Annotated in this window: 10 protein-coding genes; 5 read left to right on the forward strand and 5 right to left on the reverse strand. The window is 59.7% G+C overall.

All coding sequences use genetic code 11. The features are described from left to right. Nucleotides 1–274: 274 nt before the first annotated feature. Both ACZ500_RS26305 and ACZ500_RS26310 read right to left on the reverse strand, forming a co-directional pair. Nucleotides 275–1,225, reverse strand: a complete 951-nt coding sequence (locus ACZ500_RS26305) for a LysR family transcriptional regulator (protein WP_464230399.1) — start codon at nt 1,223–1,225, stop codon at nt 275–277. Nucleotides 1,226–1,323: 98 nt separating this feature from the next. Next, complete coding sequence (locus ACZ500_RS26310; RefSeq protein WP_464230400.1) at nt 1,324–1,524, reverse strand: hypothetical protein; 201 nt, start codon at nt 1,522–1,524, stop codon at nt 1,324–1,326. Nucleotides 1,525–1,570: 46 nt separating this feature from the next. Between ACZ500_RS26310 and ACZ500_RS26315 the strand changes: the two genes are divergently transcribed. From ACZ500_RS26315 to ppcB, 4 genes are all read left to right on the forward strand, one after another. After that, nucleotides 1,571–1,987 (forward strand): hypothetical protein, encoded by a 417-nt coding sequence (locus tag ACZ500_RS26315; RefSeq protein WP_464230401.1) that lies wholly within the window; start codon nt 1,571–1,573, stop codon nt 1,985–1,987. 304 nt (nt 1,988–2,291) lie between these two features. Next, nucleotides 2,292–4,133, forward strand: a complete 1,842-nt coding sequence (locus tag ACZ500_RS26320; protein ID WP_464230402.1) for a PEP-utilizing enzyme — start codon at nt 2,292–2,294, stop codon at nt 4,131–4,133. Nucleotides 4,134–4,329: 196 nt separating this feature from the next. Continuing rightward, nucleotides 4,330–5,469 (forward strand): hypothetical protein, encoded by a 1,140-nt coding sequence (locus ACZ500_RS26325; protein WP_464230403.1) that lies wholly within the window; start codon nt 4,330–4,332, stop codon nt 5,467–5,469. Nucleotides 5,470–5,905: 436 nt separating this feature from the next. Next, nucleotides 5,906–7,306 (forward strand): phenylphosphate carboxylase subunit beta, encoded by a 1,401-nt coding sequence (ppcB, locus tag ACZ500_RS26330; RefSeq protein WP_464230404.1) that lies wholly within the window; start codon nt 5,906–5,908, stop codon nt 7,304–7,306. 150 nt (nt 7,307–7,456) lie between these two features. Here the strand turns inward: ppcB and ACZ500_RS26335 are convergent, their stop codons facing one another. The 3 genes from ACZ500_RS26335 to ACZ500_RS26345 form a co-directional block, all read right to left on the reverse strand. Then, nucleotides 7,457–8,248, reverse strand: a complete 792-nt coding sequence (locus ACZ500_RS26335; protein ID WP_464230405.1) for an HAD-IIA family hydrolase — start codon at nt 8,246–8,248, stop codon at nt 7,457–7,459. A 140-nt stretch (nt 8,249–8,388) separates the two neighbouring features. Then, a complete protein-coding gene (locus ACZ500_RS26340) occupies nt 8,389–9,609 on the reverse strand; it encodes an ATP-binding protein (protein ID WP_464230406.1) in 1,221 nt (406 codons plus the stop codon). Between the two features lie 93 nt (nt 9,610–9,702). Next, the gene (locus ACZ500_RS26345) at nt 9,703–10,500 is read right to left on the reverse strand and encodes an IclR family transcriptional regulator (RefSeq protein WP_464230407.1); all 798 of its coding nucleotides are present in this window, start codon (nt 10,498–10,500) and stop codon (nt 9,703–9,705) included. Nucleotides 10,501–10,725: 225 nt separating this feature from the next. Between ACZ500_RS26345 and ACZ500_RS26350 the strand changes: the two genes are divergently transcribed. After that, entirely contained in the window at nt 10,726–12,165 is a 1,440-nt protein-coding gene (locus ACZ500_RS26350) for a UbiD family decarboxylase (protein ID WP_464230408.1), read from the forward strand. Nucleotides 12,166–12,185 lie beyond the last annotated feature (20 nt).

The raw sequence follows: 12,185 nt of genomic DNA on the forward strand, positions 1-12,185 counted from the left end.
ATATAAGGTGGCCTCAGTGGAGGTCTGGAGGAGGGCCGATGCAAGATTGGTATGGGGGGCATGGGGCACGGACGGTTTTGCGGTTTATTGCCGGCCGGTGAAGCCTGTCGCTCTTTTCTGACGGCAGCGGCAGATCCTCACACCAGGCCTGAGGGACAAAGAGGGGGTGGCGGCCAACAGTATCCATCCGGAAATGACTTCCCGGTATAAACCAGGTTCCCATCCGGAAATGAGGATGTTTCCATCCGGAAACGAAGCAAGGTTCGCGTGATACTCAAAAGGAAACAGTGGGTACGATGTCGTCGAGTTTGTCGAGGAGCCGCAGAAAGGCCCATGCGGCGGGGGACAGGTGCTTTTTGTGGAAGTACCCGATGCCGAACTCCACCTTGGGGGAGCCCTCGAGGATGGTGACGGCGGTCAACCGCTCCCGGGCGAGATCCTCCGCTACCGCATAGCGCTCGAGGAAGCACAGCCCCGTGTCCTGGCGGATGAGCTCCTTCACGAGGCCGATGCTGCCCGACTCCATGACGACGTTCGGCGAGATCTTGTAGCGCTGGAGGTATTCGAGGGTCACGTCCCTTACGGCGGAACCCTCCTTCGGCAGGATGAGGGGGAGCCGGTCGAGGAGCGTGACGGAGATCTCGCGTCCGGGCAGGTGGCGGCTGTGCGGAGCGGCCAGGAGGAGGATCTCTTCGTTCCTCAGCACCTTCATCTTCAGCCGCCGGTCGTCAGGCCGGTTACGAATGAGGGCGAGTTCGTTCCGACTGGTGAGGAGGTTCCGGACCATCTCCATGTTCGTGCCTTGGTCCACGATGATCCGGATGCCCGGGTGGGTCTCCTTGAACCGGGCGATCAGCCGGGGCATGATGTACTTGGCGGGCGTCTGGGGGCACCCGATCCGCAGTTCTCCGAGCTTGCCGATCGAGATGTCTTCGAGATAGTTCTCCATGTCCGTAATCTTCTCGAAAACCGCCTCGCTCTCGCGGAAGACATCCCGGCCGATGTCGGTCAACTCGATGGTGTTGCCGCTGCGATAGAGGAGTTTCATCCCGATGGTCTCTTCGAGTTGTCGGACCTGCTTGGAGATGGCGGGAGGCGTGACCATCAGGACTTCGGCAGCCTTGGTGATGCTGTTCTGCTTGGCTGCTGTATAAAAGGCCCTCAGCTGGTTCATGTTCAAAATCATGGTGGTGACCCCGAATCGGACCAGAAAGGCGGCGTGCAATTGGAGATGGGCCGGATGTGTTGATGGTATGAACAATAGGTTCACATCAGCTAACTATTTTTAGTTTGCCTTGTCAAATCCTTTTTCTTAAGGTTGTTTCAAACGGGATAAGATGCAGCGATAGGCAGCGTAAATGCGCCATGAGCAAAAACGGTCAGCTTTATCATGGAGGAAAGAGGCGTTTCGCTTGGAGAATATAAGCGATTGAGTTGTAGATTCAACGTGTTCTTTGAAGAAAAACCCCGCGCTTGAGGCTGGATCGCCATTACGGCTTCAAAATCGGGATGCCTGTTCAGCAACCAGAACCAGGACCCTCTTTGCACAGGAGGGATTGGAGGGGTTGCCATGAAGAATGACATCGCCGTAGCCGTTTCGAGTGCTACCGGTGTCGTCTGCAGCGCAGATCTCCCACGGCATACCGCCGGAAAGAGCGCTGAACCCTGCCTGACTATTTTTCTCTCAAATTTAGCCGATAAGGGAATCAAACCCTGCCACCCGGCGGATGATTGTCCCGAAGCGGAATTTCCAGCCCATCTCCGCGCCAGGCCGCGGGGCCGCCCTTTGGGCGACCTGACGGTTTTTTCCGCGCAAAGCCGGGAGCTTCCTGGCCCCGGCACACCCTATTCCAATGCAGCTTTGATTTACCCTTACGTGCGGGCGCTCGTTGCACGCAGGGCTTGCAGTGTTGTCTATGACCAAGAGGAACATTGCGGCGGCCGAAGGCCGGGAGCGTTCCCGGGTTCGGGATTCGGTAACGCCTGAGAAGTGTATCCGGTTTTTGTCTGGAAGGAATGTTTCGGCGGGAGCAGGTTTCTCGACCCGCGTACGAGGAGGTTGTCTTCTGCGGATGGGTCCGACCGGACGCATCCGTCGGCGGAGGGCCGCGGTTCGGCAAAGGTCCGGGAAACCGTAGGGCGGTGCGCAGATTAGCCACCGCTCATGCCGGGGAGGTTTTTCCGGCCTTGAAGAGGCCGGGGGAAAAACCAGGGGCGGATCCGCGCCTTTGAGCCATGGCGGCGGATCGAGAAGGAAACAGCACCATTCATCCAGAAAAGGGGAGGACCTCATGGCAGCCCAATTTCCGTTTGCAGAAGAGATTCAATTGCCGGCCGAAATGAAGGGATGGGAAAAGATGTATGCACCCCAGCGCCTCTTCAGCAAGGACCGGGAGGATTGGGAGAAGCGGCACTTCTGGTATCACGACAAGATCCACGCCGCCGATCCGCTCTACCCGCTGGACGACATCTTCCAGGAGGCCTGGCAGATCGCGCTTTCGCAGTACACCACACGGGTTTTTTGCATCCCTCCGGCGCAGGGAGTCGCCCAACGGATCTTGGGCTGCTACATGTACATCGGTGCCGTCGAGCCGCCTCCTGCAAACGTCATCGAGAAAAAGGGCGAACTCTTCGGGCAGAGGGTCCCTTACACCTTCGAGCATTATTCGAGTCAATGGGACGAGTGGCTCAGGAAATTCCAGAAACTGGGCCATGACATGGAGTCCATTCAAATCCCGGAGGAGCTGTACACCTTCGTGCCCGAGGAGGACGTCATTCCGACGCCCAAGGGGTATACCGAAGCCAACCTGCTGATGGAAAACTTCAACGATATCATCAACCTCATCTTCAGGGGCTGGCAGTATCACTTCCAGTATCTCAACCTGGCCTACCTGGCCTATCTGATGTTCGTGGACACGGCGAAGAAGCTCTTTCCCGGGATCAAGGACGGCACGATGGGAAAGATGGTTGCGGGCGCGGATGTGTCTATGTTTCGTCCCGATGAGGAACTCTGTCGGTTGAGTCGGCTCGCCATGAACCATGGCGCTGTCGCAGAGGTCCTGAAAAGGAAAGGCTCGGCCGAAGAGAAGATGAGCAGCCTCAGCGGCACACCGCAGGGGCGGGCCTGGCTCGAGGAGATGGACAAGATCAAGAACCCCTGGTTCTACGTCTCGAACGGAAGCGGGTGGTTTCATTACGAGGGGAGTTGGATCAATACGATGGATCTCCCTTTCAGCTATATACAGAGCTATGTCGAACGGCTCGGGCAGGGCGAGCGGATCGAGCGTAAACTCGAGGGCATCACCGAGGAGAGCAACCGGATCGTATCGGAGTATCAATCGCTCATCCGCTCCGAGGCCGACCGGAAAACCTTCGATGATGCCTATAGGGTCGTCAAATCCATTTACCGATACACCGAGGACCATCTCTTCTGGGTCGAACACTGGCTGCACACCATCTGGTTCGAAAAGATCGCCCAGTTCGGCAGAATCCTCACCAGGCACGGCGTCTTGAGCAATCCCGACGACATCTATCTCTTCAACCGCTTCGAAGTCCCGATGCTCCTCGAAGACCTTGCCACCGCGTGGGCCCTCGGACATGGCGTCCCGACCCGGGGGCCTTTCTGGATCGAAAAGGCCGGGAAGCGAAAAAGGATCCTCGAGGCGGCACTGAAATGGAACCCGCCTCCGGCCATAGGGATACCGCCGGAGGAGATCGCCGAACCTTTTACCCTGATGCTCTGGGGTGTGACGACGGACACCGTGCAGGAGTGGCTCAAGGGAACGGGTGTCGAAGTGGAGCACCTGGACGAGATGTCGGGATTCCCCGCCTCGGCCGGCGTGGCGGAAGGGCCGGCCCGGGTTCTCAAACTGCTTTCGGATGTCGCCAAGCTGGAGCCCGGCGAGATCATGGTCGCCCCGACGACCAACCCGTCGTGGGCCCCTGTGTTCACCAAGATCAAGGCCGCCGTGACCGATATCGGCGGGCTGACGTCCCATGCCGCCATCGTGTCACGGGAATACGGTCTGCCATCCGTGACCGGGACCGGGGTCGCGACTTCTGTGATCAAGACCGGGGATATCATCCGCGTGGATGGGAGCACCGGCAAGGTGACCATCGTCAAGCGGGCGTGATGGGTATTCGGGTGCGCGACTCGATCAAAGAATGATTGGAGCGAAGCCCGCCGCACATCCCCGCAGGACGCCGACGGCGCTTTGGCGGTGCGGATGCGGCCGGAGGGGGGCGGAAAACCGAAATCGACCCTTCGGGTTCAAAAATTCCGCCGTCGGGATTTTCGGGATCCGATGGACGTTTGCATGGAGGTGTACCATGGATGAAATGATACCTTCGGCCCGCTGGACCACGATGCAGCCCTGGCGAGGATTGTTTGGGCTGGTGGTTACACTGGGATCTATGATGATCATCACCTCTCTTTTCGATGTAAAGGGGTATTTGGGGCTGTTTACGACGATCATCATGTCCAATGTGCCTGTCTTGGCGATGATCGGGGCCGGATGGCAAGGCCGTTATCCCTCGACCGAAGGGTTGCCCCAGCCCTGGAAGGGTTTCCTCCTGACCGCTTTTGTGGTGCTTTTCGGTGTTCTGGTCGGTGCCGGGTTGGTCGGCTTCATGGCGGGAGGCGCCGCCACACCGTTCATACACGTGCAGGCGATTATAACGGTTTGTGTAACGTTCTATCTCATTCTGGCGTTCGGTACGTGGCCGTTCAACGGACTGTCTCTACCCGGCAAAGGGTTTCTGACGCTGATCGCAGCTTATATCCTGGGTTGGCTGGTGAGCATGGCGGGGAATTTCGGGTATTTGACGCATGCCAGGGGAGTGATCGAATCACCGGTTTTCACGGTGCCGTTTTATGCTGCGGCGGGGCCGTTGGAGGGCTTTGCCGATATGGCACCCATGGGCCCTGTAGCGTGGGAGTCTCTCCTTGCTTTTATCTTGTGTAGTCTGGCTTTTCTCTTCTGTTTCCTGGCGTTGCAGTTCTGGCCGTTCAGCCGATATGATTCAATGAGGAAACAGCCGCTGATGGGTATTTCTGTAACCTGTATGTGCGCTCTGCTGGGTTATATCCTCTATGCGGTTGGTGTTTTTGGTATGAAAATAGTTCCTCTCCAGTTCATGCTCTACATAGTATCCTTTCTCTTCGGATTGTTGATGATTGTATTCATGTTTCAGATGTGGCCTGGTAGACTGGTAAAGAGCGCATTGGCTTGCGGTTTGCTGAATATTGCCGCAGCGGTCATAATAGGGATAATCGCCTACCATGGCATAGGATCATTTTGCGCATCGCATTTTGAGGCGGAGGCGATGCATTATCCGAACAATATTTTCGTCATTGCGAATCTGATGCTCGGATTGACGTTCCCGGCATGGGCCGCCTATTCGGCCTTGTGGGATTTCTGGCCTTTGCCCCCGACCCCGCCGCCGCCGGATGCAGGCCCCGCATCATGAGGCCGATCGGGATGTCAACCTGCCCTCACGAGGGGATTGTCCTTTGCAAGGGCATCTCCTGTCCCGAGGAAAAACTCTAAAACAAGGTCAATAAATCATTCGGTTGCCCCCTTCGGCGGCATGCGGCCGCCGGGGGGAATTGCCAAACAGGCAAAGGTACGGATTGGCCTTGTGGGAAGGGGCGGGGTCCGGTGCGGCCCGCTTCTTGAGGCAAGGCCTTTTCCCGGCAAAGCTTGTTAACCAATAGTTTATCTCGAATAACTATTATTATTTTGCCATCCTGTTTGATTTTTTCCTATAGTCGATAGGACTGGCTTTACTGCGAAACAAGGCGGGGCTGGAGGACCTTGGGGCTGGATTTCGGCCCTTGCTCGGGTCTCCAAACTGCCTTCGAGAATGCGGATTTATTGAACCCATTTATCAGCAGGAGGCAAATATGAAGGACGTCAGGGATTTCATCGCGGCATGTGAAAAAGAGGGAATTCTCCAGCGCATCAAGGCCGAGGTGGACTGGGACCTCGAGATGTCCCACATCGCGAAGCTGAACGAGGAGAAAAAGGGGCCGGCCCTCCTGTTTGAGAACGTGAAGGGATACAGCTCCCCGGTTCTCATGAGCACCTGTACGACCACCGAGCGGCTGGCGATGATCATGGGGATGCACAAGGACGCGACCCTGGTCGACCTCATGCGCCACTGGGTGGAGAAGGGCAAGAAGGGCATCCCGCCCAAGGTCGTCGCGACGGGGCCTTGCAAGGAGAACAAGATGGAGGGGGACCAGGTGGACCTCTTCAAGTTCCCGGTGCCGAAGTTCTACCCGCGGGACGGGGGGCGCTTCTTCGGCACGGCCCACTTCGTGGTCACCAAGGACCCCGATTCGGACTGGGTGAACCTCGGCACCTACCGCCTGCAGCTTCTCGAAAAGGACAAGCTCGGGACGCAGTTCATCAAGGGCAAGCACGCCGACATCATGCTCAAGAAGTACCAGGCCATGGGCAAACCCATGCCCGTGGCGGTGGTCGTCGGCTGCGACCCGCTCCTCTTTTTGATGGGCGCCGCCCGGGTGTCGGCCTTCCAGTCGGAATACGACCTGGCAGGCTCCATCCGGGGCGAGTCGATCGAGGTCGTCAAGTGCGAGACGAACGACCTCCTCGTGCCGGCTACGGCCGAGATCGTCGTGGAAGGGGAGGTCGATGCGGATGCCTTCTACCCGGAAGGGCCATTCGGGGAGTACACCGGGTACTACTCCGGCGTGGGGACCGACCCGCGGAACTTCATCCAGGTCAAGGCGGTCACCTACCGGACCAACCCCATCTTCATGTCGACCACCGTCGGGCGCGCCGTCACCGACTCGCACATGGCCCTGGCCCTGACTTACGGGGCGACCCTGTGGCAGCAGCTCTCGGATATGCGGATCCCCGGCATCCAGTCCGTTTACTGCCCGCCCGAGGCGGCAGGGAGGTTCCTGGCCATCATTTCTTTGAAGCAGATGTATCCCGGCCACACCGATCAGGTCCTCACCGCCGCGATCTCGACCGAGATGGGGGCCTATGGGCTCAAGACAGTGATCGCCGTGGATGAGGATATCGACGCGTGGGACATCCCCCGCGTCCTGTATGCCCTCAGCTTTCGCTTCCAGCCGAACCGCTGCCAAGTCATCAAGCGCGGGCGCTCGACACCGCTCGATCCGTCGCTGCCGATCGACCAGCGCGACATCACCGGCCGGCTGTTGCTGGATGCCACCATCCCCTATGACTGGAAGGAAAAGCCCATCCCGATCAAGCTCGACCCCGACGTGGTCAAGAAGGTCGAGGCACGATGGTCGGAGCTGGGATTCTAAAGACCCCGCGCTCCGTCAAGCTTCCCCCTGAAGGCGCGCTTCCGGTCGCCCGGACCGGGGGCGCGCTATCTTGTCAGTGAACGAGTCGGACGGGAAATCCGCACAACCAGCCGGACCGGGCGACGGACGGTGAGGAATGGGTCGCCAATGCTACCAGCCCAGATGAGCCATGAGGTCCGTCAGGCTGTCCACGACGAGATCGGGGGGCGGGCCGCCCCGGGCGTCGGACCGGCTGCATTTCCCGGTGGTTGTGAGGATGGTCTGGAGGCCGAGTCCGGCGTAGCCGCGGATGTCGGTCTCGAGGTCGTCGCTCACGATGGCGAGGAAGGAGGGTGCGATGCCGATGTCTCGAAAGAGGATGTCGTTATAAAGGGGGCTCATCTTGCCGCATTGGAGAACCGGTTTTGGGTAGCCGCAGGCGTGGGTGAACAGGGCGGCCATCGCGCCGGGGCCGGGAAAGACCAGCCCGTCGTCGTCCAGGATCAACCGGTTGTCGTTCAGGGCGCAGAGGAGGGCGCCGTGCCGTTTCAAGGCGGTGGCGGCGGTCTTGATGGTGGTGAAGCCCATCGACAGGTCCTTCGCAAGGACGACGGCGTCGACCCTAGGGTCTGCCGATATTTCGAAACCCGCTTCGGCTAAAAAGCGCTTCAGCCCGTCCGTTCCCATCACGAAGAGCCTTTTGGCCCCGTTGGCCTCGAGGATTTGCGGGCAGGTCGACAGGGGCGAAAGGATCTCGTCTTCGGCGAGGGGGATGCCCGCCTCCCTGAGGCGCCGGGCGATCTCGGCAGGGGGGCGGACCGTGTGGTTGGTGACGAGGCGGACGGGGAGGCCTTTGCTGCGGAGGGCGGCCATGAAGGCGCCCGCATCGGGAAAGGGCTCCAACCGGCTGCCGTGGACCAGGACTCCTTCCATGTCCAGGAGCATGGCTCGAATCGGTTTCACACGCATCTCCTTGTCTTCTGTATGGCACTCATTCTATACCGCTGCGGGCTCCGGTCGGGCACAGGGGCCCGCCTTTGGGTTTCAGTCTGTTAGCGCCCCTCGATCACCGAGTACAAGTCACTGAAGGGCTCTGCCCAAACTTACAGCGCGCAAAAGGGTATGGCGGTGACGTTTGGGGCAAGGGGCAGGGTGACATCCCCTGGGTGGATAACGTAGCCCGGCATGGCTTTGTCTTCGAGGTCGTTCTGAAGCGTCCGAATGGCGGCGGCAGAGGCTGGACGGGGCGTCGCCGTCAGCTTTACTTCGATGGGGACTATTTTCCCGGCATGCTCGACAACGATGTCCACTTCCGAGCCGCTGGAGGTCCGCCAGAAATAGATCTGCGGATCGAGCCCGCGGTGGGTGATGGTTTTGTAGATTTCCGTGAGGACTGCGGTCTCCATGATCGGCCCCGCCATGGGTCCGGCGGATGCATGCCGCGCATCGCTGATGCCGGTGAGGTGGCAAAGCAGACCCAGGTCTGTGAAATAGACCTTGGGGGTTTTCACGAGCCGCTTCCCGACATTCGCAAAATAGGGACGCAGGATAATGATCTGGTAGGTGGCTTCGAGAACCGAGAGCCAGGCCTTGACCGTATTGACCGCCACCCCGAGGTCCCGGGCCAGGTCGGTCAGGCCGAGCAGTTGCGCACTCCTGGCGGCGAGCGCGCGCAGAAAGGATTGGAACTGCGTAAGATCCCCCACCTGCCGTAGAGAACGGACATCCCGCTCCAGGTAGGTCTGCACATAGCTCGAATGCCATAATCCGATGTCCCTCTCCGGGTTCGCGACGAGTTCGGGGTAGGCTCCCCGCAGGGCGGCCTTCCAGAACGACTGATAGGAGAGGCTGACCGGGTTGGTTTGTACACCTTCGGTTTCCCAGGGAAGAGGTGCGAACGGCCGGCCGAAGACTTCTCGAGCTGCCAGGGGCAGAAGGCGAAGCACGGCGGCCCGGCCCGCGAGCGACTCGCTTACGTTCTGAACGAGCAGGAGGTTTTGGGAACCCGTCAGGAGATATTGCCCGGGTTCTTCACGCCGGCTGTCGATACGCTCCTTGATGTAGGTGAGGAGGCTGGGGGCGTACTGGATTTCGTCGAAGATGACCGGCGGCGGGTGGAGCTCCAGAAAACCGCGCGGGTCTTCCTCGGCTGAAGCCCTGATATCGGGAGGCTCTACCGAGACATAACCGTATTCGGCGCCGAAAAGATGCTTGAGCGTTGTGGTCTTGCCGGATTGACGCGGCCCGGTCAAGACAACCGCCGGAAACTGGTCGACGGCTCTTCGAAGCGCCTCTTCCAGGGATCTCTGAATATATCGGTTCAATAGCCACGCTCCTCCTTTTGGTGGTATTTTTGCATTTGAAATGCAAAAATACAAGAAAAAACAAAAGGTGTTCCCGTCTGCGTGGCCGGCCTCCTACGGGTTCATGCCGCCGCCGAGGTCGGCGGAGATCTCTTCGGCGGCCAGTCTCAGCTTGTCGACGATCGTGTTCAGGCGTTCTTCGGATTTCCCTTCCGTGGCGGTCAAGGCGACCCCCAAGGCCCCGACGACCCGCTGCGGGTATCCGCGGATGGGGGCGGCAATGCCGATGACGCCGTCCAAGGCCTCTTCGTGTTCGACCACATAGCCCTGTTCCCGGATCTGCTGCAAACGCCGCTTGAATCGATCGTTGTCCACGATGGAGTGGACGGTGTAGGATTCGAGCGGGCTCTCTTCCAGGGTGCGATCCACCGCGTCCTCCTTGAGGTGGGCCATCAGGACCATCCCGAGCATCCCGTAGTGCGGCGGTCTGCGCCATCCGATATCGGAGACGACGCGGATCGCGCCGCTGCCCTCCTTCTTGTCGGCATACACGAGCTGGTTGTCCATCAGGATGCCGAGGAGCACGGTGGCGCCGGTCTCGTTCCGGAGCTGGGACATCGCGCGGTCGGCGGATTTGCGCAGGGAAAAGGACGAGAACACGATGCTCCCCAGTTCGAAGAGGCGCAGCCCCAGGTGGTAGCGTTTCGACAGGGGGTCTTGGCGGAGGTAGCGCCTGGCCGTGAGGTTGGCGAGGAGCCGCTTGACCGTGGTCTTGTTGAGCCCGGTCTTCTGGACGACCTCCGACAGGCTCATCTCCCGCCTTTCGAAGCTGAAGCAGTCCAGGATGTCCAGCGCCCGCTCGAGAACTTGGACGCGGTACGCTGTTTCGGTTTCTTTGTGGTGAGGGGTCATAGCTGTTTTTCCTTTTTTCCTGCCTCTTTATTATCTTTCTGTTTTCCGCACTGGCTGCCCGGAGCCCCCTAAGACTTGCTTATCCCCCGTTTCATCAAATTTTTTCGCATGCCGAATGAGTATCGTTCACTTTTTGCTTGACACATACCAGTTCGGGCGGATAATGTCAATCTAAAAGTGAAACCATGTTCCATAATATGAAACTTTTATGCTGGAGGGGATGCGATGATCAACGACCTGAGAGGCTTGCTGGAGGCGCTGGACCGTAAGGGCAGACTGCGCGTGGTGAACAATGCCGACTGGGATCTCGAGATCGGCACCATCAATGAGCTGATGGCGGAAAAGCAGGGTCCCGGCCTGATCTTTGACAACATCAAAGGATACCCGGCCGGGTTTCGGGTGGCCACCAACCTGCTGCATCACGAGGTGGGTCAGCGCATTGCCTTCGGGTTCCCCGACGACCTGTCCCGTCTGGAGTGTGTGGCCGACTGGAAGAAGAAGTGGAACGGGTTCAAGCCGGTGCCGCCGGTCGAGGTGCAGAACGGCCCCGTGAAGGAAAACGTCCTGACCGGGAATGACATCGACATCTTCAAGATCCCGACCCCCAAGTGGCACACGCTGGACGGCGGCCGCTACATCGGCACGGGCGTCATCACCATCACACGCGACCCGGACGAAGGTTGGGTTAATTTCGGGACTTACCGGGTCATGATCCAGGACAAGACGACCCTGGCCTTTTATGCATCGCCGGGTAAGCATGCCACCATCATGCGCGAGAAATACTGGGCGATGGGCAAGCCCTGCCCGGTCGCCATGTGCTTCGGCCAGGATCCGCTCCTCTTCGCGCTCTCCACGATGCCGCTGCCGTGGGGGATCTCCGAATACGACATGGCCGGGTACATCAAGGGCCAGGGCGTCGAGGTCGTCATCGACGATGTGACGGGCCTTCCCATCCCGGCCACGGCGGAGATCGTGGCCTGCGGGTTCTCGCCGCCGCCCGAGGAAGACAGCCGGCCCGAGGGGCCTTTCGGGGAGTGGCAGGGTTATTACGCCTCGGGAACCCGGAACGAGCCCGTGGTGCAGATCAAGAAGCTTTACCACCGCAACGACCCGATCCTCTTCGGTCAGCCGCCCGTGAAGCCCCCGGTCAACACCTGGTTCCCGATCCCGATCCACTCGGCGACCTTTCTCTGGAACGAGCTCGAGAAGGCCGGCATGATGGATATCCGGGGCGTCTACGTCCACGGCCCTGGCGACCGGATTATCGCGGTTGTATCCCTCAAACAGCGCTACCTCGGGCACGCCAAGCAGGTGGCCACGCTGGCGGGCGCGTTCCTGCAGGGCGGCGCCTGCACGGGCCGCTACATCATCACGGTCGACGAGGACATCGACCCGTCGAACCTGGACGAGGTGCTCTGGGCGGTGACCACACGGTGCGACCCGGAGGCCTACATCGACATCGTCCCCGGCTTCCTCACGAGCCCGCTCGATCCGATGATCAATCCGGATAAACGCGCGCGCAAGGACTACACGACGGCCAAGGTGTTCATCAACGCCTGTCGCCCCTACCATTGGAAGGACAAGTTCCCGCCGGTCAACACGGCCGGTCCGGAGTTGAGGCGCAAGACTCTCGAGAAGTGGTCCGACCTCTTCGCGAACGTATAGCCCCGCCGCGGGCGGAGGAA

It is taken from the genome of Desulfatiglans parachlorophenolica, from assembly GCF_055394735.1.